The 25,893-nt window shown below is 61.8% G+C and carries 20 protein-coding genes; 8 read left to right on the forward strand and 12 right to left on the reverse strand.

Going from position 1 to position 25,893, the window contains the following annotated elements:
* Positions 1-9: 9 nt before the first annotated feature.
* From CUR33_RS19035 to CUR33_RS19050, 4 genes are all read right to left on the reverse strand, one after another.
* The gene (locus tag CUR33_RS19035) at positions 10-1,122 is read right to left on the reverse strand and encodes a succinylglutamate desuccinylase/aspartoacylase family protein (RefSeq protein ID WP_289240588.1); all 1,113 of its coding nucleotides are present in this window, start codon (positions 1,120-1,122) and stop codon (positions 10-12) included.
* Positions 1,123-1,130: 8 nt separating this feature from the next.
* Positions 1,131-1,826, reverse strand: a complete 696-nt coding sequence (locus tag CUR33_RS19040; RefSeq protein WP_289240589.1) for an ABC transporter permease — start codon at positions 1,824-1,826, stop codon at positions 1,131-1,133.
* A 15-nt stretch (positions 1,827-1,841) separates the two neighbouring features.
* A complete protein-coding gene (locus tag CUR33_RS19045; RefSeq protein WP_289240590.1) occupies positions 1,842-2,531 on the reverse strand; it encodes an ABC transporter permease in 690 nt (229 codons plus the stop codon).
* A gap of 92 nt (positions 2,532-2,623) precedes the next feature.
* Complete coding sequence (locus CUR33_RS19050) at positions 2,624-3,400, reverse strand: ABC transporter substrate-binding protein (RefSeq protein WP_289240591.1); 777 nt, start codon at positions 3,398-3,400, stop codon at positions 2,624-2,626.
* A gap of 496 nt (positions 3,401-3,896) precedes the next feature.
* On the opposite strand from CUR33_RS19050, the gene CUR33_RS19055 reads away from it, so the two are divergent.
* From CUR33_RS19055 to CUR33_RS19075, 5 genes are all read left to right on the forward strand, one after another.
* On the forward strand, positions 3,897-5,666 hold the full coding sequence (locus CUR33_RS19055; RefSeq protein WP_289240592.1) for a cyanophycinase: 1,770 nt from the start codon (positions 3,897-3,899) through the stop codon (positions 5,664-5,666).
* A gap of 67 nt (positions 5,667-5,733) precedes the next feature.
* Complete coding sequence (locus CUR33_RS19060) at positions 5,734-6,057, forward strand: hypothetical protein (RefSeq protein WP_289240593.1); 324 nt, start codon at positions 5,734-5,736, stop codon at positions 6,055-6,057.
* 79 nt (positions 6,058-6,136) lie between these two features.
* The gene (locus CUR33_RS19065; protein ID WP_282876707.1) at positions 6,137-7,420 is read left to right on the forward strand and encodes an OprD family porin; all 1,284 of its coding nucleotides are present in this window, start codon (positions 6,137-6,139) and stop codon (positions 7,418-7,420) included.
* 189 nt (positions 7,421-7,609) lie between these two features.
* Positions 7,610-8,353 (forward strand): transporter substrate-binding domain-containing protein, encoded by a 744-nt coding sequence (locus CUR33_RS19070; protein ID WP_289240594.1) that lies wholly within the window; start codon positions 7,610-7,612, stop codon positions 8,351-8,353.
* Between the two features lie 108 nt (positions 8,354-8,461).
* Complete coding sequence (locus CUR33_RS19075) at positions 8,462-9,721, forward strand: cyanophycinase (RefSeq protein WP_160088970.1); 1,260 nt, start codon at positions 8,462-8,464, stop codon at positions 9,719-9,721.
* Positions 9,722-9,883: 162 nt separating this feature from the next.
* Here CUR33_RS19075 and CUR33_RS19080 read toward each other — a convergent pair whose 3' ends face one another.
* A complete protein-coding gene (locus tag CUR33_RS19080; protein WP_167147634.1) occupies positions 9,884-10,171 on the reverse strand; it encodes a hypothetical protein in 288 nt (95 codons plus the stop codon).
* Between the two features lie 547 nt (positions 10,172-10,718).
* On the opposite strand from CUR33_RS19080, the gene putA reads away from it, so the two are divergent.
* Entirely contained in the window at positions 10,719-14,660 is a 3,942-nt protein-coding gene (gene putA / locus CUR33_RS19085; protein ID WP_289240595.1) for a trifunctional transcriptional regulator/proline dehydrogenase/L-glutamate gamma-semialdehyde dehydrogenase, read from the forward strand.
* A gap of 356 nt (positions 14,661-15,016) precedes the next feature.
* Here putA and CUR33_RS19090 read toward each other — a convergent pair whose 3' ends face one another.
* From CUR33_RS19090 to CUR33_RS19110, 5 genes are all read right to left on the reverse strand, one after another.
* Positions 15,017-15,634, reverse strand: coding sequence for an eCIS core domain-containing protein (locus CUR33_RS19090; RefSeq protein WP_289240596.1), 618 nt, complete (start codon positions 15,632-15,634; stop codon positions 15,017-15,019).
* 136 nt (positions 15,635-15,770) lie between these two features.
* The gene (gene phnE, locus CUR33_RS19095; protein WP_289240597.1) at positions 15,771-16,538 is read right to left on the reverse strand and encodes a phosphonate ABC transporter, permease protein PhnE; all 768 of its coding nucleotides are present in this window, start codon (positions 16,536-16,538) and stop codon (positions 15,771-15,773) included.
* A complete protein-coding gene (locus CUR33_RS19100; RefSeq protein WP_289240598.1) occupies positions 16,535-17,362 on the reverse strand; it encodes a PhnE/PtxC family ABC transporter permease in 828 nt (275 codons plus the stop codon). The genes phnE and CUR33_RS19100 overlap by 4 nt, the downstream gene beginning before the upstream one ends.
* On the reverse strand, positions 17,356-18,153 hold the full coding sequence (locus CUR33_RS19105) for a phosphonate ABC transporter ATP-binding protein (RefSeq protein ID WP_289240599.1): 798 nt from the start codon (positions 18,151-18,153) through the stop codon (positions 17,356-17,358). Before CUR33_RS19105 ends, CUR33_RS19100 begins: the two co-directional genes overlap by 7 nt.
* Positions 18,150-19,001 (reverse strand): putative selenate ABC transporter substrate-binding protein, encoded by an 852-nt coding sequence (locus tag CUR33_RS19110; RefSeq protein WP_289240600.1) that lies wholly within the window; start codon positions 18,999-19,001, stop codon positions 18,150-18,152. Before CUR33_RS19110 ends, CUR33_RS19105 begins: the two co-directional genes overlap by 4 nt.
* Positions 19,002-19,252: 251 nt before the next feature.
* Between CUR33_RS19110 and selD the strand changes: the two genes are divergently transcribed.
* Together selD and mnmH are read left to right on the forward strand one after the other, a co-directional pair.
* Entirely contained in the window at positions 19,253-20,287 is a 1,035-nt protein-coding gene (selD, locus tag CUR33_RS19115; RefSeq protein WP_289240601.1) for a selenide, water dikinase SelD, read from the forward strand.
* Positions 20,287-21,387: a tRNA 2-selenouridine(34) synthase MnmH gene (gene mnmH, locus CUR33_RS19120; protein WP_289240602.1), complete on the forward strand. Its 1,101-nt coding sequence runs from the start codon at positions 20,287-20,289 to the stop codon at positions 21,385-21,387. The genes selD and mnmH overlap by 1 nt, the downstream gene beginning before the upstream one ends.
* 13 nt (positions 21,388-21,400) lie before the next feature.
* Here the strand turns inward: mnmH and CUR33_RS19125 are convergent, their stop codons facing one another.
* Positions 21,401-23,695 carry an ATP-dependent DNA helicase gene (locus tag CUR33_RS19125; RefSeq protein WP_289240603.1) on the reverse strand — a complete coding sequence of 765 codons (2,295 nt, stop codon included), beginning with the start codon at positions 23,693-23,695 and terminating at the stop codon, positions 21,401-21,403.
* Entirely contained in the window at positions 23,692-25,356 is a 1,665-nt protein-coding gene (locus CUR33_RS19130; RefSeq protein ID WP_289240604.1) for a VRR-NUC domain-containing protein, read from the reverse strand. The genes CUR33_RS19125 and CUR33_RS19130 overlap by 4 nt, the downstream gene beginning before the upstream one ends.
* Positions 25,357-25,893 lie beyond the last annotated feature (537 nt).

The following is a 25,893-nucleotide window of genomic DNA, read 5'->3' on the forward strand; positions in this document are numbered from 1 at the left end:
CTCTTGTTGTTAGTCGGTAAGCAGGCGGCCGTGGCGAATCGACTGCATGCCTGCGACCTTGGCCAGCCACAGGCCGGGCTGGGCAAAGCGCAGGCGTTCGCGGGCGTAGAGGATTCCTGAGGTGGTGGCATGCACCACGGAGTGCTGATCGCTGAGCGGGTCGATCACTTCGAACAACGGGTCGCCGACCTTTACCCGCGCGCCCAGCGGTTGCAGAAAACTCACCACGCCGGGGTGCGGCGCATAGGCGTACTGCGCGCCGGCAAAGGGCGTGGCTTCGCAACAGGTGAAAGGTGCGGCGGTCCAGTCGCCGCTGATCAGGCCTTGGTCGGCGAGAAAGCCGAGAATGTCATCGGCACTGTGTTGCGCCTGAAGCCGGTCGGTATCCGCCATACCACGCAGTTCAATGGTGGTGGCCACACAGGCCAGCGGAATATTGGCGTGCGGATAGCGTTCGGCCAGGCGCAGCCAGGGTACGGCGCAGGCTTCATCGAAGGAGTTGCCGCCGCTGTCTTCAGCCAGCAACACTGCGCCGGCACGAAGGCGCGCGGCCAGGGGCTGCAGGTTTGGCCAGTGCTGCGGCAAGGCGTAGAGCAACATGATCGACTCGAAATCACAGTGCAGATCGAGCACTACGTCCGCGTCGCAGGCCTGTTGCAGCAGTAGTCGGCGTAAGCCATCCAGCTCCGACTTGGCCGGCGGCAGTGCACAAATGGCGTCGCGCATCAGGCGGCGAATCAGCCTCACGTTGGCTTGCCCGTCGTTGCCCAGTTGGCCTTCCAGCTGCGGCGCGATCAGCTCGGCCAGGGCGGGAAAGTCGCGGTTGAAGTTCTGCCCGCTGGCCAGGTCGAAGCGGCCTTGATGGGTGGCCTGAAACATCTGCCCCAGGCCAATCGGGTTGGCTACCGGCACCAGTTCGATTACGCCGTTGAGGCGGCCCTGTTGTTCAAGTTCGAGTAGCCGCTGTTTGAGTTCCACCGCCACGCGCATGCCGGGCAGCTCATCGGCATGCAGGGCGGCCTGGATATAGGCCTTACGCGGGCCGCTGCCAAAACGAAACACCGAGAGCCGGCGTTCGGTGCCCGCGGTGCTCCAGGGCAGCAGGTGCTGAATATGTTCCATGGTTTTCCTTAATGCTTGCGCGGGGCCAGGTGGGCCAGCCAGCGGCCTTCGGCCAGCTTGAACAGGCGCACCAGGATGAAAGTCAGCACCAGGTAGAACAGCCCAGCGGTGATAAAGGCCTCGAATGGCATGTAGTAGCGCGAACTGACGGTGCGCGCCGCGCCGGTGATATCGATCAGGGTGACGATCGAGGCCAGCGATGTGGTGTGCAGCATCATGATCACTTCATTGCTGTACTGCGGCAGCGCCCGGCGCAAAGCCGATGGCAGCAGAATGCGGCGGTACAGGGTGAAGCGCGACATCCCCACGGCTCTGGCTGCTTCGATCTCGCCATGGGGTGTGGCCTTAAGGCTGCCCGCCAGGATCTCCGCCGAGTAGGCGCTGGTATTGATGGCAAACGCCAGACAGGCGCAGAAAGTGGCGCTGGAGAAATACGGCCACAGCACGCTCTCCCGTACCGCCTCGAACTGCGCCAGGCCGTAATAAATGAGGAACAGCTGCACCAGCATCGGCGTACCGCGGATGACATAGGTGTAGAGCCAGGCCGGGCCGTTAAGCCAGGGCGCGCGTGAAACGCGCAGCAGCGCTAATGGGATGGCCAGCGCCAGACCCAGCGCGAGGGCGATAAACAGCAGTTTGAAGGTCACCAGTAAGCCGCTGCCGTAGAGCGGCAGGCTGTCGGCAATCAGTTGGAAATCGAGCACGGTAGAAAGTCTCGCTTAGAGTTCAGCCAGGCGGGCGCCCACGGAATAGCGTTTTTCCAGTAAGCGCAGGGCCACTAGGGACACGGTGGTGAGCAACAGGTACAGCGCGGCAACCGCGAGGAAAAAGGTGAAGGGTTCGCGGGTGGCATCGGCGGCGTTCTTGGCTTTGAACATCATGTCCTGCAGGCCCACCACGGAAATCAGCGCGGTAGCTTTGGTCAGCACCAGCCAGTTGTTGGTAAAGCCGGGAATGGCGAAGCGAATCATCTGCGGCACCAGAATCCGCCAGAACACCTGCATGCCACTCATGCCATAGGCCGCACCGGCTTCGGCCTGACCTTTGGCGATGGCCATAAAGGCGCCGCGAAAGGTTTCCGAGAGGTAGGCACCGAAGATAAAGCCCATGGTGCAGACCCCGGCGATAAACGGGTTGATGTCGATGTACTGATCGTGGCCGAGAAGCGGAGCCACGCGGTTTACCAGGTCCTGGCCGCCGTAGAAGATCAGCAGAATCAGCACCAGATCAGGGATGCCGCGAATAACCGTGGCGTAGCCTTCGCCGAGCAGTGCCAGCCATTTCAGCGGTGACAGGCGAAACGCTGCGCCAACCAGGCCTAGGGCAATTGCCAGGGTCATGGAAGTCAGGGCCAGACTGAGGGTCAGCCAAGCGCCCTCGAGGATGGTCGAGCCGTAGCCGTGGAGCATGATGGGGTTCCTCACGCAGAGGCCGAGTGGCCTGCGCTACAACGAGAAAAAGGTGCCTCGCAGTGGAGGCACCCATGAGGCATTAGCAGTACTTATTTGCCGTAGATATCGAACTCGAAGTACTTGGCCTGCACGTCTTGGTACGTGCCGTTGGCGCGGATCGCGTCAATGGCGGCGCTGATGCGTGCGGCGTTTTCGCTGTCGCCTTTGCGTACCGCGATGCCAGCACCGTTGCCGAAGTATTTCGGGTCGTTGAAGTCCGGGCCGACCAGGGCGAAACCCTTGCCTGCTGGGGTTTTGATAAAGCCTTCATCGATGTTGATGATGTCCGCCAGGGTGGCGTCCAGGCGACCGGAGGCCAGGTCAAGGAAGGCTTCGTTCTGCGAGGCGTAGCGCACCACTTCAATGCCGGCTGCTTCGAACTGGTCCGAGGCAAAGCGATCGTAGGTGGAGGCGCGCTGCACACCGACTTTCTTGCCTTTGAGGTCTACCAGCGGGTCCTTGATTTCGCTACCGGCCTTCATCGCCAGCTTGCCGGGGGTGTGGTAGTACTTTTTGCTGAAATCCACCGACTTCAGGCGGTCTTCGGTGATCGACATGGACGACAACACGGCGTCGACCTTGCGTACTTTCAGCGAGGGGATCAGGCCGTCGAATTCCTGTTCGACCCACTCACATTCCACCTTCATTTCCGCGCACAGGGCGTTGCCGATGTCGTAGTCGAAACCGCTGATCTTGCCGTCAGGGGTTTTGAAGGCGAAGGGTGGATAGGCCGCCTCGATACCGATGCGCAGGCTGTCCTGGCTGGCGACGCTGAATGTGCTGACGGCGCTGAGCGCCAGAGCGCCGAGAAGTACGATCTTGTTCATCTTATTGACTCCTTGAAGGGGCGAGTTGGGTGTCTGAGCACAGGTCCAATGGCCCTGTGCTCAGTGGGTATTGCCTCGCCAATTGGCGAGATTTTCAGCAATGGCCTTGTGGGCTTGCATGCTGTTGGACCGGGTAAGGTGTGCCCGATCCTGGGACGGTGTCGGCATATTGATGACATGTTTATTTTCATAAATCTACAGGTTAGAAATATTTCTATCATTTTGATGTTCCTGAATTTCGTGGCTAAACCGCTCTATTGCGCTTGTTATAAGCCGAAAGCAGATTTTTTCAGGCGACGAAAGGTGTGCGAAGGTCGCTGCAAGGTGCTTGAAGATGATTTCTTGCTGGTATATAAAATTTCACAAAGCGAGATTGTGAAAATTTAAATTCACAGCTGAAAAGCCAGGACTGGCGCGGTGTTTTACCTGCTGCAGGGAGGCGCTGACGGGACCGGAACACCGGCTCGCACGAGTTCTCATAACAAGAGCAATAAGAATGAAAAAGCAGCTGAACCAACGCGTGGCGGCGGCCGCCCTGATCCTTTCCTGTGCAAGCTCTGCAGCCTTGGCGGAAGGTCATTTATTGGCCGTCGGCGGCATGCTGCGCGCGAGCAACTCGCCGGTGTACGCCAAGTTCATCGAACTGGCCGGTGGCCAGAAAGAGGCGCGCATCGTGATCATGCCAACCGCCAGCGGTAGCCAGGGTTCGAGCAAGCGCTTTATGAGCGAGCTGGTGGCCCTCGGCATCCCGGCCGAACGCATCAGCATCGTCGGCATCGACAAGAGCAACTACCAAACAACCATGAACGATGCTGCCGTGGTCAAGCCACTGGGCGAGGCCAGCGCGGTGTGGTTTGTCGGTGGCGATCAGGCGCGTATCGCCCGCGCGCTGTTCAATGCCGATGGCAGCCCGTCGCTGCTGATGCAGGAAGTGCGCAAGGTGTATGACAAGGGCGGCGTGGTCGCCGGTACCAGCGCGGGTGCCAGCATCCTCGGCGCGCAGATGCCCACCGCTTATGGCGTGGTCATGGATACCCTGGACTTCGGCGTGGCCAGCAAGGCCGACCAGCGTGGTGCCGCGGTGCTCAAAGGTGCTGGGCTGTTCAAAGGCGGGATCATTGATCAGCACCTCGACCAGATCGAGGAAACCAGCACCGGCCGCGCCGCGCGCATGGCCGCCTACCTGGCCGGGCAACCGGCGAGCAAGGGCTTTGGCCTGGACACCAACACTGCGATGTGGGTAAACCCCGAGGGCCAGGTGCAGGTGCTGGGCGAGGGCTACCTGACGGTGATGGACGCCAGTCAGGCCGAGAAGACATTCGGTGTGTACGGCACCCAGTTGAGCAACGTACGCCTGGCCATGCTCGGCAGCGGCGACCGTTATGACCTGGCCAGCGGCAAGGTGCAGCCTGCCGAAGGCAAAGCCGCCATCGAGGCCGGCAACGAATACCTGGTGGGCAACCAACTGATCACCGACCTGTCGGCCGTTTCGGCCATTGGGCGGGCAGTGCTCTATGGCCTGGCGGACAACACCGCGATGCGTCAGGTCGGCCTGATGACCCGCTACAACCCGCTCAACGGCTACCACTACGGCTACCGTTTCGAGTTCAGCAAAACCGCTGACTTCAGCGCCCACAGCCAGTTCTACGATTCGCTGACCAACTACAGCGTGGGCGGTGTGCGCCTGGATATTCGCCCGGTCAATGCCAACCTCGGCGACCCGGCTACCAGCGCACCTAAAGATGCCGGCAACGGCGCGGCGGGCGATGCGATTCGCGCCGTGAGCTTCCACGGCCTGATGACCCTCAATGGTCAGAACGCCTTCGAGCCGCAACGGCCGATCAGTCGCCTGGAACTGGCCAACGCCCTGCAGATGACCCTGGCTGCTGAGCCCAAGCTGGATGCGCTGCCCACGCTCACAGATATCGGTGCGGATGATCCGATGCGCGATCAGCTCAACACCGTGCTCTCCAACGGTTGGATGACCAGCACTGAGGCGTTCGCGGGTAACCAGCCGGTCACCCGCAAGGAGTGGGCGCTGGCCTGCAAGGCACTGGTGGAGCGCTATCAGGGCATTAGCCTGGCGAAAACCGCTGCGCTGACCGACCTCGCTGGCGTCGATAAAGCCTATGCCGACGCTGCCAGCCTGACGGTGGGCGAGGGCTGGCTGCAGGCCGAGAAAGGCCGCTTTAACCCGGATGCCCCGGTGACCCGAGCCGAAGTGGCGCAGGCCCTGGCCAAGGTCAGTGGCTTGCTCAAGCTCTGAGCTAAACCGCCAAGCGCCGCGCTTAGTCGCGGCGCCCCAACCACCGATGAAGAGTGCGAGTCCCTGTATGCAAATCAGCAGGTTGGAATCGTTCGCCCTGGAAAAGCTGCTGCAGCCGCAGAGCAATCACGCCTTAGTCACCGCACAGCCAGCGTTGCGGGTGCTGGAGCGGGTGCAAACCACGGCCGGCTTCTACTCGATTATCCAGCTGCCGGCGAGCTTGCAGGCGCTCCAGAACAGCGCCGAGCTGGAGTGGCCATTCAAGCTCAAACGATTGAAAGCCAAAGGCTATTTCGTTTGCTGGGCCGAGTCGGAGACGACCCTGTGCCTGGAGGCGGTGATCAGCAAGGGCGTGTGTCCGCCCGATTTGTCGCTGGAGCAGTTTGCCTAGCGGCAGTGCTGGAAGGAATGCGTCGCTGCCCGGCGACGGATGTTCGAGATGTTCAATAAAAAAACCAATGGAGTAAGCCATGAACGTTGTAAAACTGAGCCTGATCGCCCTGGCAGTTGCCGCGGCCAGCTCGCAACTGGCAGTCGCCGGTGAGCAGCAAGAATCCAAGGGCTTTATTGCCGATAGCACGCTGAACCTGCTCAATCGTAACTTCTGGATGCAGCGGGATTACCGCAACTCCACCCGTAATACACGCGATGAGTGGGCCCACGGCATCCAGGCGCATTACGTGTCCGGCTTTACCCAGGGCACCGTCGGCTTCGGTGTCGATGCCCATGGTTATGGCGGCATCAAACTCGATGGCGGGCGTGGCAGCGTGGGCAACGGCATCCTGCCGGTGGACGGCGAAGGCCGTATCGAAGACAACACCGGCGAGCTGGGCGGCGCGGTCAAGCTGCGGGTTTCCTCCACCGTGTTGAAGTTCGGCGAGCAGCGTCCCACCGCACCGGTTTTCGCCACTGGCGACTCGCGCCTGCTGCCGGAGACCGCCACCGGTTTCCAGCTGTCGAGCAGTGAGTTCGATGCACTCTCCCTCGAAGCGGGTCATTTCACTGCAATCAATCGCCGCAACTCGAGCAACTCCGATGGCGAGCTGACCAGCGAATACGCGGAAGTCGAAGCGCGCAGCGTCGATTTCGTCGGTGGTACCTACAACTTCACTGACAACCTCAGTGTGGCGCTCTACGGCAGCGAAGCTGAAGACGTTTGGCGTCAGTATTTCGCCAACGTCTACTACACCATCCCGCTGGCTGACGATCAGGCGCTGAACTTCGACCTGGTGGCCTACAAGACCGATGACCAGGGTGATGCCCTGGCAGGTGAGCTGGATACCCTGACCTACTCGCTGAAAGCCGCCTACAGCTTCGGCGCGCACAAGCTCAGCCTGGCGTACCAGAAGGTCAATGGCGACGAGTTCTTCGACTACATCGGTGGCGACTCGATCTGGTTGGCCAACTCCGTGCAGTACTCCGACTTCAACGCCCCCAACGAGCGTTCCGTACAGGTGCGTTACGACCTGAACATGGCGACCTTCGGTGTGCCGGGCCTGAGCTTTATGGCGCGTTACATCAAGGGTGATGACATCGACGGCACCAAGGCTGATCCGAATGGTGCCTTCGCCGGTTGGGCGGGCGATGACGAGAAGCATTGGGAGCGCGACCTGGAAGCCAAGTACGTGGTGCAGTCCGGTGCCGCCAAGGACCTGTCCCTGCGCGTGCGTCAGGCCACCCATCGCTCCACCGCTTTTGACAGCGACCTCGACGAAGTACGCCTGATCGTCGAGTACCCGCTGAGCATCCTGTAAGGCAGTGCCGGCCGCTCATGCTGGTGAAGCGGCCGGTTGGTTATTCAAGGTCAGCTCCCATTGCTCCTTTGGCCTTAAGGCGCCCTGTGCGGCGCCTCTTTTCTTGGCTTGGAGCCTGGCCTCTGACCCCAGGCTGTCGCTCTGACAGCGCTTGCAAGGGGTACCGAAATGCTACGAGCAACCTTATTTATGTTGGGCTTGATGCTGCTAAACAGCGTTCAGGCGCAGCCCCTGCGTATCGCCATGGAAGGGCAGTTTCCGCCCTTTGAGGAAGTCGATGCGAACGGACAATTACGCGGCTTCAATGTCGATATCGCCCACGCCCTGTGCCAGGTCATGGCGGCGGATTGTCAGCTGGTCAGGTTTGCCTGGGACGATTTGATTCCGGCACTCAATGAGCAGCGTGCGGACCTGATTCTGGCGTCCATGTCGATCACTGCGCAGCGCGCCGAGCGGGTCGATTTCACCGCCAAATATGCGCAAACCCCGGCGTTCTTCTTCGCCCGCAAGGGGCTGGTCAATCAGGTGATCATCACCCCAAGGCGTATAGCCGGCAAACGCCTGGGTGTGCAGCGCGACACCACCTATGACCGCTTCCTCACTGACAAATACCAGCAGCACACCGAGGTGCTGCGCTTTGATTCCGCCGAGGGCATGTACCAGGCGCTCGGCGCAGGACGCGTCGACCTGGTGCTGGATGACGCAGTGTCCGGCTATTTCGGCTTTCTCGACACGGCCCAGGGCCAGGGCTTCGAGCAGGTGGGCAACAAGGTGGTCGCCCCCAAACACTTTGGCAAAGGCCAGGGCATCGCTGTGCGCAAAGGCGATCACGTATTGCGTGAGCGGCTGGACCGAGCCCTCAGCGTGATTCTCAGCAACGGCGTCTACAAGCGCATCGAGAAGCAGTACTTCAAACAATTCACGGTGTATTAGCCGAAGGAGTTAGCCACCCAGAGAGCCACGCGGCGTTATCTGCAGCAGTTCCCGTTTTACAACACCCACAACAAGCGTGCGCCGAGCGCACATCGGAGAACTCGAACCATGATCAGATCATTTATACGGAGCAGCGCGTTGCTGCTCGCTCTTTTACCCGTTACCGGCTACAGCGCCGGCCCGCTGATATTGGTTGGCGGCGGCCTTAAAGATGACAATACAGCGATCTATCAGCGCCTGATTCAACTGGCTGGCGGCAATGGCCAGGCGCGGATCGGCGTTATTACCGCTGCGTCGATCCCGGAAAGTGACGACCCGGATGCCGGTACGGCCGACGCCGCCAACTCCAAAGCCAATGGCGAGTTCTATGCCCAGCTGCTGGAGACTTATGGCGCGGCTGATGCGCAGTGGATCCCCATCGACCTGGATCAGATCAGCAATAACAGCAATCCGCAGGTGGTCGCGCAGATCAACAGCATGACCGGCTTCTTTTTCGGCGGTGGCGACCAGTCGCGCCTGACCCAGACCCTGCAAACCGCCACCCGTGCCGACAGCCCGGCCTTGGCGGCGATTCGTGCGCGGCACAACGCTGGTGCGGTATTGGCGGGTACCAGCGCCGGCACTGCGATCATGGTGCAGGGGCCGATGGTCACCGGTGGTGAAAGCTACGATGGCCTGCGCTATGGCGTTTACACCACCCCGAGCGGCGATGACCTGGCCTACGACATGCAGGGCGGTTTCGGCTTCTTCAACTACGGCTTGCTCGATACCCACTTCAGCGAACGTGGCCGCCAGGGCCGTATCGTGCGCCTGGCGGATCACACCCAGGTGCCGTTTGCCTTCGGCGTCGATGAAAACACCGCGTTGCTGGTGCAGAACAACGCCACCCTGGGCCAGGTTGAAATGGAAGTCATTGGTGAAAACGGCGTGTTTATCTTCGATCTGCGCAACAAGGAGCGTGGCACGGGCAGCAGTTACGCCTTGTATGACGTGCTGGGCAGCTACCTGACGGCGGGTGATCGCTATCGCCCGGTAACAGGCCAGTTTGTCATCGCCAGTGGCAAGACCAGCCTGCGCGGCCGCGAGCGCTACAGCTCGGCGATGACCGTGACCACCGATATCTTCAGCAGCCCCAACAACAGTGGCGCGAATGGCCGGCGCAAACCGCGCGAGTTCGTCAAAGTCAGCGCCGATCTGTTTGACAGCCGCGTGACCAGCACCCTGGGGCGTACGTATGAAACCAACCCGCGCTTTCGCGTCGATCTGTTCAAAAGCACGCAGTTCGACAGCCACGGTTATCAAGGCACCGTTGGCGGCAAGAACATGCTGTCCTACCTGCGTTTGCTGATGGATTTCCGTCCTAACTAAGCGAGCTGAAGCTATCCGCATTTATCGGCGACGGCAGCAGAGCGAAGCCACTTTCTGTACGGAGGTGGCTTTGCTATTTCAGTCTTATGGGCAAGGTGTCCAGCTGTACTGGGGGGTGGTCTTGTTTAAGAAGGGGGGGCCGCTGGTTGCATAGCGCGTGAGTCAGTGCTCGTCTTCGGTTGTTTCCAGGCTCTGTAACACCACCTGTTCCAGTGCGTTGCTGGGCTCTGGCTGGGTGCCGGCCAGTTGGCCGAGCAGTTGCCATTGCTGATCCAGCTCGCTGTTGATCGCCAGCATGCGCTCGATCATCTTGTGTGCCGTGGCGTTCACGGCGTTGTCCTGGGTATTGAGCAGTTCAAATGACATCGCGGTGATGGCGGCTGTCAGGTGGGTGAGGGTGCGTGTGGACAGGCTGAGTAGCTCAGTCAATTGCGCTTCCTTGGCAGTCATGGTCATCTCCTTATGAGTCCCCTTCTGAGCTTAACGCGACATTGTGTCGCCCGGCTATCCGCGCCATCGCGTTGATTCACTCGTCCTGCTTCTGTGCTGTCGGCTGCACTCGCAGGTGTGCGGTTGCGCTGAGTGCAGGTGCACTCCGTCGGCGATTGCACGGATTTTGACCCGTTGTGCTTTGCTCTAGTGAGCAGGGATAAATGTCGTAGTGCAACCTTGTTGGTGTTTGGGTTGTACCTGTCGTCGGATGCTCGATGCTTTTTTAAAACGAGCGTTTTCCTCAAGGTGTTGGCAATTTTTGCAAAAGCCCTACGGGCGCTGGGTTTTAGCCTGAAGTGAGTGAGCCTATGCCCTGTGTTGAGCGGTAAAGAGTTGCGATTTTGTTTGGTTGCACCTAGTTGCACCCTGAGCCTTGTGAGGTTTAATCTCTCGCCAGATTTTTTGCGCCTCGCCTTCTATGGCAGCCACCCTGGTTGGTTGCGGAGGTAGCGCAAATTGCTTTCGGCGATTTTTTGCCGTGCTTCAGCCCATACAGGACAAACCAATGGCCACTACCACCCTTGGCGTAAAACTCGATGATGCAACCCGTGATCGCCTCAAGCAGGCTGCGCAGTCGATTGACCGCACGCCGCATTGGCTGATCAAGCAGGCGATCTTCAATTACTTGGAGCAGATCGAGGGTGGTCTGACCCCGGCCGAGCATTCTGGCCTTGCCGCTGTGGCGGGCGACGAAGTGGTGGAAAACCTGACTGAGCAAGGTTTGCAGGTGTTCCTCGATTTCGCCGAAAGCATCCTCCCGCAATCGGTGCTGCGCGCGGCCATTACCGGCGCTTATCGCCGTCCGGAAACCGAAGCGGTACCAATGCTGCTGGAGCAGGCGCGTCTGCCCAAGGACATGGCCGAGGCGAGCAACAAGTTGGCCATGGGCATTGCCGAGAAGCTGCGCAACCAGAAGAACGCCGGCGGCCGTCAGGGCCTGGTGCAGGGCTTGCTGCAGGAATTCTCGCTGTCCTCGCAGGAAGGTGTAGCGTTGATGTGCCTGGCCGAAGCGCTGCTGCGTATTCCGGACAAGGCCACCCGTGATGCGCTGATCCGCGACAAGATCAGCAACGGTAATTGGAGCCAGCACCTGGGCAACAGCCCGTCGATGTTCGTCAACGCGGCCTCCTGGGGCTTGTTGATCACCGGCAAACTGGTGGCTACGCACAACGAAGCCGGCCTGGTGACTTCGCTCAACCGCATTATCGGCAAAGGCGGCGAGCCGCTGATCCGCAAGGGCGTGGACATGTCCATGCGCCTGATGGGCGAGCAGTTTGTGACCGGCGAAACCATCGCCGAAGCCTTGGCCAACGCCACCAACATGGAAAGCAAAGGCTTCCGTTATTCCTACGACATGCTCGGTGAAGCCGCGCTGACCGATGAAGACGCCAAGCGCTACCTGGCGTCCTACGAGCAGGCCATCCATGCCATCGGCAAGGCCTCGCACGGCCGTGGCATCTATGAAGGCCCGGGCATCTCGATCAAACTCTCCGCCCTGCACCCACGTTACAGCCGCGCCCAGTACGACCGGGTGATGGACGAGCTGTACCCGATCCTGCTGGGCTTGACCAAGCTGGCCAAGCAGTACGACATCGGCCTGAACATCGATGCCGAAGAAGCCGACCGCCTGGAAATCTCTCTCGATCTGCTCGAGCGCCTGTGCTTCGACCCGGCCCTGACCGGCTGGAACGGCATCGGCTTTGTCATCCAGGCTTACCAGAAGCGCTGCCCGTACGTGATCGACTACGTCATCGACCTGGCCAAGCGCAGCCGCCATCGCCTGATGATCCGTCTGGTGAAAGGCGCGTATTGGGACAGCGAGATCAAGCGCGCCCAGGTCGAAGGTCTGGAAGGCTATCCGGTGTACACCCGCAAGCCGTACACCGATATTTCCTACATCGCCTGCGCACGCAAGCTGCTGGCCGTGCCGGAAGCCATCTACCCGCAGTTCGCCACCCACAACGCCCACTCGCTGTCGGCCATTTATCAACTGGCCGGGCAGAACTACTACCCTGGCCAGTACGAGTTCCAGTGCCTGCACGGCATGGGTGAGCCGCTGTACGAGCAGGTGGTGGGCAAGGTTGCCGATGGCAAGCTGAACCGTCCGTGCCGTATCTACGCCCCAGTGGGCAGCCATGAAACCCTGTTGGCTTATCTGGTGCGTCGTCTGCTGGAAAACGGCGCGAACACCTCGTTCGTCAACCGTATCGCCGACCACAGCATCTCGATCAAGGAACTGGTGCTCGACCCGGTACAGCAGGTTGAGCAGATGGCCACGCAGGAAGGCGGCCTTGGCCTGCCACACCCGCGCATTGCTCTGCCGCGTGCGCTGTATGGCGACGCCCGCTTGAACTCCGAAGGCATCGACCTGGCCAACGAACACCGCCTCGGTTCGCTGTCCTCGGCGCTGCTGAGCAGCACCAACAACGCCTACAAGGCCATGCCGCTGCTTGGTTGCGAAGCGCCTGAGCTGAGCGAAGCGCAGCCGGTACGCAACCCGGCGGACCACCGCGACATCGTTGGCCATGTGCATGAAGCCAGTGAGCAGGATGTTCGCAACGCCGTGCTCTGCGCCGTGTCCAGCGGGCAGATCTGGCAGTCGACCCTGCCGGCCGAGCGCGCCGCCGTACTGGACCGCGCCGCCGACCAGATGGAAGCGGAAATGCAGCAGCTGATGGGCTTGCTGGTGCGTGAATCCGGCAAGACCTTCGCCAACGCCATCGCCGAAGTGCGCGAGGCGGTGGACTTCCTGCGCTACTACGCGGCGCAGGCACGCAATCACTTCAGCAACGACAGCCACCGCCCGCTGGGCCCGGTGGTGTGCATCAGCCCGTGGAACTTCCCGCTGGCGATTTTCAGCGGTCAGGTCGCCGCCGCTTTGGCTGCCGGTAACACCGTGCTGGCCAAACCGGCCGAACAAACTCCGCTGATCGCCGCGCAAGCCGTGCGCATTCTGCTGGATGCCGGTGTACCGAGCGGCGCCGTGCAACTGCTGCCGGGCCGTGGCGAAACCGTCGGCGCTGGCCTGATCGGCAACGAGCGAGTGCGTGGCGTGATGTTTACCGGTTCCACCGAAGTGGCCGGGATCATTCAGCGCAACCTCGCCGGTCGGCTGGATGCCCAGGGCCGCACCATTCCGCTGATCGCCGAAACCGGCGGCCTCAACAGCATGATCGTCGACTCATCGGCGTTGACCGAGCAGGTGGTGGTCGATGTGGTGGCCTCGGCCTTCGACAGCGCCGGCCAGCGTTGCTCGGCTCTGCGCGTGCTGTGTGTGCAGGAAGACGTGGCGGATCGTGTGATCAACATGCTCAAGGGCGCCATGGCTGAATACAGCCTGGGCAACCCGGAGCGCCTGAGCACCGATATCGGCCCGGTGATCGACGCGGAAGCCAAGGATAATATCGACCAGCACATCGAGAAGATGCGCGAGAAGGGTCGCAAGGTATTCCAGAGCGCCCGCGCCGTGGGTGACGACATCAAACGCGGCACCTTTGTACTACCGACGCTGATTGAGCTGGACAGCTTCGACGAGATGCAGCGCGAGATCTTCGGCCCGGTACTGCACGTGGTGCGCTACCAGCGTGCTGACCTGGGTAAGTTGCTGCAGCAGATCAACGACAGCGGCTATGGTCTGACCCTCGGCGTGCACACGCGCATCGACGAAACCATCGCTCAGGTGGTCAACACCGCCAAGGTCGGCAACCTGTATGTAAACCGCAATATGGTTGGCGCTGTAGTCGGCGTGCAGCCGTTCGGCGGCGAAGGCCTGTCCGGTACTGGCCCGAAAGCCGGTGGTCCGCTGTATATGTACCGCCTGCTGGCGACTCGTCCGCAGGACGCAGTGGCCAAGCAGCTTCAGCAGGAAAATGGCGAAATCCAGCGTCCGGCGGAGCAGGCCAAAGTGATTCAGGCGCTGCAAGACTGGGCGACCAAGCATGAGCCAAGCCTGAGCGCACTAAGCGCGCAGTATGTCGAGCTGGCGCAGAGCGGCACCGTGCAGATGCTCAATGGCCCAACCGGTGAACGCAACAGCTACAGCTTGCTGCCGCGTGAGCATGTGCTGTGTCTGGCGGATGAGCGCAGTGACCTGCTGGTGCAGTTGGCAGCGGCTCTGGCCGTGGGTTGCCAGGTGCTGTGGCAGGAAAGCGAGCTGACCCGCGAGCTGTTTGCCGCACTGCCCAAGGCCGTGCAGCAACGCATCACCGTGCTCAGCCAGTGGAGCGAGAGCGAAACGGTGTTCGACGCGATCATTCATCACGGTGACTCTGATCAGCTGCGCGAAGTCTGCCAACTGGCGGCTCAGCGTCCTGGCGCGATTATCGGTGTGCATGGTCTGCACAAAGGCGAGACGGATATCCCGCTGGAGCGCCTGCTGATTGAGCACGCGTTGAGCATCAACACCGCAGCAGCGGGCGGCAACGCCAGTTTGATGACCATCGGTTAAACGGTTCTACGAGCATCCCACCCTGACCGGTTCCCCGGCCGGGGTGGTTGGCAACACCGGCTTACCGCCACCTCCAGACACCTTGCCCAGGTGTCTGATGCTGCACTGCAGCGCCCGTCGTACATCCGGCAACGGAGGGTTACCCACCCGGTACGATGTGTTTCTTCCCCTCTGGCATTTCGATGCGCTGCGCTCGCCTACCCGGCGGCGCAGGAACGGAGCTACCCGCTCCGTTCCACATCGGCCACCTGCGCGTATCCCTTAGGCAGCCATTGGCTGATTGCTTGGCAATGGCCAGTGTGCGGCTTTATTGTGCGCGTGGCTGCCCGATGCTGAATCGTTTTGAGAGCGCTGCTCTAGCGCTGTTTGGTGTTGCTAATCAGCTGATTGCGCAGGGCGCGTTCGACCTCAATCTGCAGCTTGTAAGCAGGCGCTTCGATGGCGTTGTGGTCGCGGGTGTAGCGCCGGGCGAATTCGCGCACGCCCCACTGCTGGTATTGCTGCACATGCAGCAGTTCGTGGGCCCAGAGCGCGACATTGTCCTGCGCGTCCGCGGCATTGCGGAAGACGATGATGTCGATCAGCGTCACCGCCTGTACATCGGGGTTCTGCAGCAGGGTATTGGCGGCGCTAAGGGTTTCGTTGTCACCCACCTTGTAGCGCGCCGCATCGAGTACATCGATGCCGTAGTAGGGCTCCAACTGGGCGCGGATATGCAGAGGAATCGGATGGGTGCCGCTGGCAGCCACCGTCTCGCGTGATTGCAGCAGCCATTGCTCCAGGCCCGAGGCGGCCATCTGGCTGACGTCCTCGTACAGTACCCCGATATCCGCCTGGCTGAACGGCGCACAGAAGCACACCACTGTACAGACCTGCTGCTGCCCATTCGGGCAGGCCAGCACTGAGGCGGCCAGGCCGAGTCCGCCAAGCAGGGCCGTCAGGCGAAAGGTGCGACGTGAGAAAACAGAAGGCAAGGACAGCTCCCGAAACAATGATGACCGGCCCGTACCGCCTGAGCGGTGCCGCGCCGGGTTGGACAGCGGTGACTAGCTTTGGTGCCGAGTAGGGCGGGTGAAGCCCGCGTGGCGCGCACCGCCGGTTTCACCCGCCCTACGCCCGTACCCAGCGCTGCCGCGTCCAGCCGCTCAGCGCGTCGACGCCGAACACCAGCACCAGCATGGCCAGGATCACCGTACTGGCCTGGGCTTCCTGAAACAGGCTTAGGCTGACGTAGAGCATCTGCCCCAGGCCGCCGGCTCCGACGAAACCCAGCACACTGGCCATGCGGATATTGTTTTCCCAGCGGTACAGGCAGTAGGCCAACAGCTGTGGCCACAGATTGGGCAGAGTGCCATAGCAGAACGCCGCGACCTGGCTGCCGCCCTGCAGGCGAATCGCCTCGGCCGGTGCGGTGGGGGTGTTCTCCAACGCCTCGGCAAACAGGCGGCCGAGCACGCCAGCGGTGTGCAGGGCCAGGGCCAGGGTGCCGGCATTCGGGCCAAGGCCTGCAGCCAGCACCATCAGCGCGGCCCAGACCAGTTCGGGAATCGCGCGCAGGGCATTCAGCAGCAAACGCGCAGCGCTTTGCAGCGGCCAGCCGAAGCGCCCTGCGGCGGGCAAGGCCAGCAACAGGCCAAATACAGCGGCGAGCAACGTACCGAGGGCCGACATGGCCAGGGTTTCCATTGCGCCATGGCTGATGGCCGACAGGTGCTCGGCGCTCAGGTCCGGGCTGAGAAAGCGCTGCACGTAGCCAGCCATCTGGCTCAGGCTGTCGCCGCTGATCAGCGCGCCCAGGTCTATACCCAGGTAAACGAACGAAGCGATTACCGCTGCGCCGATGCCTAGCAGCAGTAACAGGTTGATCAGCCGGCTCATGCCAGCCTCCTGCGTAGCACACGGCTGAGTTGATCGGCCAGCAGTACCAGCAACAGAAAGGTCAGCAGCATGCTGGCCACTTCACCGCCGGCGAACATGCGCATCGACAGATCGATCTGCTGGCCCAGGCCGCCGGCGCCGACGAAGCCCATCACCACCGAAGCGCGAATCGCACATTCCCAGCGGTACACCGTGTAGGAGGTCAGCTCTGCCGCGGCATTCGGCAGGATGCCGTAGACGAACGCCGCTAGCCGACTGCTGCCAGACTGCAGCAGGGCGTGGGCCGGGCGCTGGTCGACCGACTCGAAGATTTCCGCATAGACCTTGCCGAGCATGCCGCTGTAAGTGATGGCAATGGCCAGCACCCCGGCGGTGGGGCCGAGGCCAACCGCGCGAACGAACAGCAGCGCCCAGACAATTTCCGGCACGCTGCGCAGGAAGATCAGCAGGCCGCGCACCGGCCAGCGCAGCAACTGCGCCAACGGCTTCGGCCGACCACCACGGGAGGCCGCCGACAGCGACAGTGCGCGGCTGGCGAGCAGACTGGCTGGAATCGCCAATAGCAGCGCCAGGGCCATGCCTGCGGTGGCGATGGCCAGGGTTTGCAGGGTGGCGTCGAGCAGTAACTGCAAAAAGTCCGCGTCATGGGTCGGCGGCCAGAAGGCACCGACGAAACGGCCCATTTCGCTCTGGCTGTCGGCTTGCAGCAGCACGCCCAGGTCCAGCTCGCTGAGCTGTATACCCGGCCACAGCAGTGCCAGCGCCAGCAGGGTGAGTAGCAGGCGGGGCAGGGCGGCCGGGTCGCGGGTGTCGCGGTTTAGCATCGCGGGATCTGCAGGCTCAAGGTCACGCTGGGAGCGGGCGGCGAGAGCAGTTGCTCATTAGCATAAAGCGCGTCGAGCTGCGCCTGGTCGACTTCGCCAGCAGGGCGGTCGAAGAGAATCTGCCCGTCACGCAGGCCGATAATCCGCGGGAAGTGCGCCAGGGCCAGTTCCACCGCATGCAGGCTGGCGACCAGGGTCACGCCATGCTGCTCGGCATGCCGACACAACACGTTGAGGGTGTGTTCGGCCAGCACCGGATCCATGGCTGACACCGGCTCATCGGCCAGCAGCAGTTCCGGCGCCTGATACAACACGCGGGCGATGCCAACGCGCTGCAGCTGACCACCGGAAAGCTGCTGACACTGGGCGAACAGCTTGTCGGCCAGGTCCAGCTTGGCCAGCTCACGGCGTGCGCCAGGGATATCCAGCGGATGCAGCAGATTCAGAAGGCTCTTGCCCAAACCCCACTGGCCGAGCTTGCCGGCTAGCACGGCGGTAACCACCCGCTGGCGCGCCGGCAGTGGCGGCGCCTGATGCACCAAGCCAATACGTGCACGCAGGCGCTGACGTTGGTTGCTGGACAGTTGCCAGGGCTGCTCACCGAGCAGCTGAATTTCGCCGCCACTCGGTTGCAGGGCAGTGGCCAGCAGGTTGAGCAGGCTCGACTTGCCGGCCCCTGAGGGACCGATGATGGCGACCTGCTCGCCTGCGGCGATATGCAAGTCCACGCCGCGCAGGGCGTGGACTCCGTTGCCGTGGCTGAGGCTGGCGCCGGAGAGGCGCAGGGTCATTTCAGCAGGTCAGCGGCGCGCGCAGCGTCCTCGATGCCCTTGTAGTTCTCAGGCGAGGTTTCGATAAAGCGGCTGGCGGCCTGCAGGTCGAGGATCGCCTTGTGCTCCGGGTTGGCCGGGTCGAGGGCGAGGAAGGCAGCTTTGATCTTCTCGGCCAGCACCGGGTCGAGGGTGCCACGCACGGTCCAGTTGTAGTCGTAGTAAGTCGGAGTAGTGGCGAAGACCTTGACCTTGTTGCTATCGACCTTGCCGCTGGCAACCAGCTTGTCCCACACGCTGGCGTTGAGCACGCCACCATCGACCTTGCCGGCCTGCACCCAGGCTGCGGTGGCGTCATGTGCGCCGGAGTAGCCAACGCGGCTGAAGTGGCTTTCCGGCTTGATGCCGTCCTGCAGCATAAAGTAACGCGGCATCAGGCTGCCGGAGGTGGACGACACCGAACCGAAGGCAAAGGTCTTGCCCTTGAGGTCGGCCAGGGAGGTCACGTCCGGGTTGGCGGTGATGAACTTGCTGGTGAACTGCGCATCCTGCTCGCGCTGTACCAGCGGAATGGCGTTGCCGGTTTTCAGGCGCACCTGCACAAAGGTGAAGCCGCCGAGCCAGGCCAGGTCCAGGCGGTCGGTGGCCAGGGCCTCGACCACGGCCGGGTAGTCGGCGACCGGGGTGAACTCGACCTTCATGCCCAGTTGCTGTTCCAGGTAGGCGCCCAGCGGTTTGAATTTGCGCAGCAGTTCGGTCGGCGCTTCGTCCGGAATGGCGCTGACGCGGAGCACTTCGGCGGCTTGGGTCAGGCTGGCAGACAGGGAAAAGGCAAAGCCGGCGGCGAGCGCCAGGGTACGTTTGAGCATGAAGATTCTCCGGTTCAATAGCGGAAAAATTCGAAATGGCAGGCACAGCAGATGTGCGGGCCTGCGCGTAGTCAGGGTAGTCGACGTGGCGCGATTATAGGGGCCGTTGCGCTAAAGACCAGCTTTGCCAGCCGCATGTCACCATGCCATGTCAGCAGCGCTGGTTACTGGCCTAGCGGCTTGTCTTGCCTGCATTTTTCAACTGCCTGCTAGAATCCGCGCCTGTTTCCGATTTGCCGAGAGCCTTACCGATGAGCGAGCCGATCCGTTTGACCCAGTACAGCCACGGGGCCGGCTGCGGCTGCAAGATTTCGCCGAAAGTGCTGGAGGTGATCCTCGCCGGCAGCGGCGCGCAGAACCTCGACCCCAAGCTGTGGGTCGGCAATGCCTCGCGTGACGATGCGGCGGTGTATGCCCTGGACGACGAGCGCGGGGTGGTGTCGACCACCGACTTCTTTATGCCGATCGTCGACGACCCCTATGACTTCGGTCGCATCGCCGCCACCAATGCGATCAGCGACATCTACGCCATGGGCGGCGACCCGCTGATGGCCATCGCCATCCTCGGCTGGCCGGTCAACCTGCTGCCGCCGGAAGTGGCCCGCGAAGTGATTCGCGGCGGCCGCGCGGTGTGCGACGCGGCCGGCATTCCGTTGGCTGGCGGTCACTCGATTGATGCACCGGAGCCGATCTTCGGCCTGGCGGTGACCGGCGTGGTCGAGAAGAAGCACATGAAGCGCAACGACACCGCCACGGCTGGCTGCCAGCTGTACCTGAGCAAGCCGCTGGGCATCGGCATCCTCACCACCGCCGAGAAGAAGGCCAAGCTGCGCGCCGAGGACGTAGGCCTGGCGCGCGACTGGATGTGCACCCTGAACAAGCCCGGCGCGCGCTTCGGCAAGCTGGCCGGGGTTGCCGCGATGACCGACGTCACCGGCTTTGGCCTGCTCGGTCATTTGGTGGAGATGGCTGACGGTGCCAATCTCACCGCTCAGCTCGACTACGCTGCCGTGCCGCGCCTGCCGGGGGTCGACTACTACCTGGCCGAGGGCTGCGTGCCGGGTGGCACATTGCGCAACTTCGACAGCTACGGCGAGAAGATCGCGCCCATCACCGACGAACAGCGTGATCTGCTGTGTGACCCGCAAACCAGTGGCGGTCTGCTGGTCGCCGTAACGCCAGAGGGCGAAGCCGAGTTCCTTGCCGTGGCCGCCGAGCTGGGCCTGAACCTGGCGCCCATCGGCCGTCTGGTTGAGCGACAGCGTTACGCGGTAGAGGTGCTGTGATGCGCGACAACAGCAGCAACTACCGCGACATTTTCCTCAATGATCTGCCGATGATGGACGCTCGCGCCCCGGTCGAGTTCAGCAAGGGCGCTTTCCCCGGTGCGCTCAACCTGCCGCTGATGGATGACAACGAGCGCCAGCGGGTCGGCACCTGCTACAAGCAGCATGGCCAGGACGCCGCCATCGCGCTCGGCCATCAGCTTGTCAGCGGCCAGGTCAAAGCCGAACGGGTCGCGGCCTGGGCCGCCTTTGCCAAGGCCAATCCGCACGGCTATCTGTACTGCTTTCGCGGTGGCCTGCGCTCGCAGATCACCCAGCAATGGCTGGCGGAAGCCGGTATCGACTACCCATGGGTAATCGGCGGCTACAAGGCGATGCGTACTTTTTTGCTGGAAACCACCCAGCAAGCCGTGGCCGAGTGTGATTTCGTGATCCTCGGCGGCCTTACTGGCACCGGCAAAACCGACGTGCTGGTGCAGCTGAGCAACAGCCTGGACCTGGAGGGCCACGCCAACCACCGTGGCTCCAGCTTCGGCAAACGCGCCAGCGGCCAGCCGGCACCGATCGACTTTGAAAACCGTTTGGCCATCGATCTGCTCAAGCAGCGCGCCCGTGGCACCGAGCAGTTTGTACTGGAAGACGAAGGACGCATGGTCGGCAGTTGCACCGTGCCGCTGGCGCTGTACCAGGGCATGCAGCAGTACCCGCTGGTGTGGCTGGAAGATGCCTTCGAGGACCGCGTGGAGCGCATCCTGCGCGATTATGTGGTCAACCTGTGCGCCGAATTTACTGCCCTGCACGGTGAGGATGAGGGCTTTCGGCTTTACGCCGAGCGCCTGCTGCAAAGCCTGAGCAATATCCAGAAACGCCTGGGTGGTGAGCGCTACCAGCGCCTAGTGGCCATCATGCAGGCGGCGCTGGACCAGCAGCGTAGCGGGACGGTTGCGCTGCACCGCGACTGGATTGCCGGGCTGCTGCGCGAATACTACGACCCGATGTACGCCTACCAGCGCGAAAGCAAGGCGGCGCGCATCGAGTTTGCCGGTGACCAGGCGGCGGTCATTGCTTACCTGGCTGAGCGCAAAGCAGGCCGACAATGAACGGCATGCGCGGCTAGAGAACCGGGTCCTTGTTTAACGGCAAACGGCAGCGTTCGACCTTCCACCAGGTGGGCAGGAGTTTGCGGATGGCCGGCTGGTTGAAGCGGTCATCGATCAGATAGACCACGCCCTGGTCTTTGACAGTGCGAATAACCCGGCCGGCGGCCTGCACGACCTTCTGCAAACCCGGGTAGAGGTAGGTGTAGCCATAGCCGTTGTTGCTGCCGAACATCACCTCCATGCGCTGTTTGATCTCTTCATTGACCGGGTTGATCTGTGGCAGGCCAAGGGTGGCGATAAACGCTCCAATCAGTCTATCGCCGGGCAGGTCGATGCCTTCGCCAAAGGCGCCGCCTAACACGGCAAAACCGATGCCGCGGCCCGTGCTGGAGAACCGATCAAGAAAGGCCTGGCGCTCGACTTCATCCATTTGCCGCGATTGCTGCCATACCGGGATCTGCGGGTGCGCCATCTGCAGCTCCTGCAGCACTGCCTGCAGATAGGTGTAACTGCTGAAAAAGGCCAGGTAGTTTCCCGGTTTTTCCGCGTACTGGCGGGCAATCAGGGCCGCAATGGGCGCTAGCGAGTAGTCGCGATGGGCGTAGCGTGTGGACAGGTTGCTGACGGCCTGAACGTGCAGCTGCTCGGCGCTAAAGGGCGATTCCACATCGATCCAGGGTGTTTCTTCCGGCAGGCCGAGCAGGTCGGCGTAATAGTTCGCCGGACTCAGGGTGGCGGAAAACAGTGTGCAGCTGTGGGCCTCGTCGAAGCGCGGGGCGAGAAACGGCGCAGGCACGATATTACGGATGCACAGGGTGGACACCGATTGGCCACTGCCCTCGTCGCGGCTGATATCGAACAGCGAGTGCGCGCCAAAGGCCTCGGCCAGCCGGCAGAACAGCATGGCATCGAGGTAGAAGTGCAGCAGCTCGCTGGCATTACCAGCCGGCTGCTCGCTCAGGTGGTCGGTGAGGGTGCTGACGGCCTTTTGCAGCGCCATGACGAACAGGTCCGGCGCGGTGGGGTAGACCTGATACGCCACTTCCTGGTCGCGCTCAAGCTGCCGCCAGTGCCGGCTGATACGCTCCAGCGGCGCCTTCATCACGCTCGGCGCGATACGCCGTACCGCTTCAAAGCGTTGTTGATTGAGCTCAGCGGTGTACATGCCGCGCGCGCGCTCGATCAGATTGTGAGCCTCATCCACCAGCAGGGTGATACGCCACTCATTGAGCAGGGTGAGGCCATACAGCAGGCCGCCCATGTCGAAGTAATAGTTGTAATCGCAGACCACTACATCCGCCCAGCGGCACAGCTCCTGGCTCAGGTAATAAGGACAGATCTGATGCGCTAGGGCGGTTGCCCGCACGCTTTCATGGCTTAGCCACTGGCCTTCGAGCGCGGCTTGGCGGGCGGCGGGTAAGCGGTCGTAAAAACCTTTGGCTAGCGGGCAGGAGTCGCCATGGCAGGCTTTGTCGGGGTTTTCGCAGGCCTTGTCGCGCGCCACATGCTCCAGTACCCGCAGCGGCATCGCCTCTTCCTGGCTGCGCAAGGTGGCCAGCGCATCCAGCGCCAGGCGGCGGCCTGGGGTTTTGGCGGTGAGAAAAAACAACCGATCCAGCTGCTGTTCGGGGAATGCCTTGAGCTGCGGAAACAGGGTGCCGAGGGTTTTACCAATGCCGGTGGTGGCCTGGGCCATCAAGCAGTGACCGTCACGCGTGGCGCGGTAGACCTGGTTGGCCAGCTGGCGTTGACCGCTGCGAAACTCTGCATGCGGAAAACGCAGGCGTCCCAGCGCCTCATCGCGCTGGCGGCGGTGCTCGCGTTCGTACTCGGCCCAGCGGATATATAGGCTGCACTGCAGCTCGAAGAACTTACGCAGTTCATCCGCTGTGGCGGTGAGGTGGAAGGCGGTTTCATGCTGGGTGATGACATTGAAGTAGACCACTGCCAGATTGATCTCTGGCATGTCGCGTTCACAGCAGAGCAGCCAGCCGTAGACCTTGGCCTGTGCCCAGTGCAGCAGGCGATGGTTTTCCGGAATGCGGCTGATATCGCCCCTGTGGGTCTTGATCTCCTCCAGCAGGTTTTCATCCGGGTCGTAACCGTCCGCTCGGCCGCGTACCTGCAAACCCTGATATTCGCCACTCAGTGGCAATTCAGCGTAGTAAGTCGGACCGCGCCTGGCGACCACGATGGCGTGGCCGGTCATGCCTTCCTGGGCGGTGGGCGAGGGGGTAAAGCGCAAGTCGAGGTCGCCGACCTTGGCGGTAAATTCGCACAACGCGCGCACCGCGACCTGATAGTTCATGCGTCGGCCCACTGCACGTAACACACATCCACCGGCATGCCGTGCTCAGCGCAGAAGGCCAGCCAGCGCCGTTGGTTGTCTTGCAGGCGGTCGCCTGGGCCTTTCACTTCAATCATTCGGTAGCGCTGCTCGGCCGGCCAGAACTGGATCAGGTCGGGCATGCCCGCGCGATTGGCTTTGATGTCCAGCAGCAGGCGCTTGAACCAGGCGCGCAGATGCGCGGCGGGCAGGCAGTCGAGCGCCTGCTCCAGCAAGGTCTGATCCAGTGCGGCCCAGAATACGAATGGCGACTGAATGCCGAATTTGGCTGCGTAGTTTTCGCGGATCACCTGCTTATAGGTATCCGAGTCGAGGTGAGCCATGCAGCTGGCAAACAGCTCTTCGCGCTGAGTATGGAAGTCGGCACTGAACAGATCAACCGGGGCCGTGTGGAACGGGTGGAAGAATGCCCCTGGCACCGGCGCGAAGATGGCCTGCCAGCAGAGCAGGCCGAACAGGCTGCAGATCAGGCTGTTTTCGACGTAATGAACCGGCGCGTCGGGCTCGTGCAGATGAGCTTTGACGGCAAACTCGACACTCTGCGCCTCAGGTCTCGGCAGGCTCAGATCAATCCGTGCGGGTGGTATTGGCTTGGCTTTGCCGGGCAGCGCTTGCCCAAGCTGACGGGCCAGCCGGGTCAACGCGCGCTCCACCGCCTGGGCTTCAGCATCATTTTCCGGTGCCTGGATGGCCTGCAGCGTCAGCTTGTAGGCTTGTTCGGCGCGGCCCAGGCGCTCCAGCACGCGGATCTGCCGCAGGCGGGCACCGACATAACGGCAGTCGGTATAGAACGCCAATGCACCTTCCAGGTCAGCCTCGCGCTCCAGCTGCTGGCCCATGCGGAATAGCAGCTTGTTACGTCGCGCGGCCAGGAAGGGGGTGTCGCAGACCAGGGCGCTGATCTGTTGCAGTACGTTTGCAAGTGGCTCGCCGGCCTCGAACTGTTCACGGCTGCGTTGTAGATGCAGGTAGCAGTCCACATCCGCACGGTGGCGAAAGGCTCGCGAGTCGGGCGTCAACTCAACGCGCTCATAGCGAAAGATACCGAGCTCGGCGAGAACGAACTCTGACCAGTCCTGGCGCAGGTTGCCGAAGAACATCAGGCGCAGACGCTCGCACAGGGCATCAATAGTCAGGGAGACAATCTGCTCCTCACTGCCCGGGCACCAGGCGGCAAAGGCGCGTGGCTCGGCACAAGTCTCGGTCAGTTGCGTCAACAGCTCGGATTTGTTCTGCGACTTCCGTGAGCGGTGGCCAGCCAGATGCTGGAGCACTTCATCCTTGCGCAGCAGCTTGAACAGCTCCTCCAGGGAGAGTTCTGCGTCATGCCGCACCCAGCCCGCCTCAAGCAGCGGAGTTGCCGCCTGGCGCGCGCAACCGATTTCCTCGTAACTCAACTTGCTCAGCCGAAAGTGGCTGCCCTTGCGCATGATCATCCGCACCAGCAGGGCCTGGGAGGGCGTATCCAGGGCGAAGAACTGCCGAACAAACTCATGCTCTGCCTCGCTCAGCAGATCGGCATAGCGCTTCTGCAGCCAGGTGAGGGCCTGACGGAAATTCGCTAGGTAGTAGAAGCGCGGATCGAGTTGCGACTGCATGGGCGTGCCGGTTGCGATTGGCATTGCGATACCTGCGTCAAACAAACAACAGGCGCGAGGGTAAGGCGCTTAAAGCATCGAACTTACAGAATTTCGGGCACAAAAAAAGACGTCCGTGGACGTCTTTAGATGTTTATTTGGTGGGCCGGGGGGATTTGAACCCATTCCTGACGCCTCGCAATAAACCTCTAAAATCCGCTATGCCAAGTAAATCAGATGGTTACGTTTCGTGCTATCCCGCATTTTTCCGCTTTGCCTTGCTGTGACTGTGACACTTTTGGGACTCTCATTTTCGCCGAGGTAATCGAACCCTCTGTTTCTGCATGCGTTATCCCGCAAAGCCTTGCTATTCCTGGGCTCTAGCTAACACACACCCGCTTTGATCCGCTTTTCTTCGCTGTGATTTCGACACTTTTTCGACATGTTAGCTAGACAGCCTTAAGACCTGCTACTAGCGTCTAGCCATCAAGGTTTCATAGTAGTAGGTGCGCATGGTATTTCATGCTGTTCTGCGCCTCTATAAGCCGAGCTTTTCATTCGTGGATACTTGCAAGCTAGGAC

Source organism: Pseudomonas sp. FEMGT703P (assembly GCF_002786345.1).
Lineage (GTDB): Bacteria > Pseudomonadota > Gammaproteobacteria > Pseudomonadales > Pseudomonadaceae > Aquipseudomonas > Aquipseudomonas peli.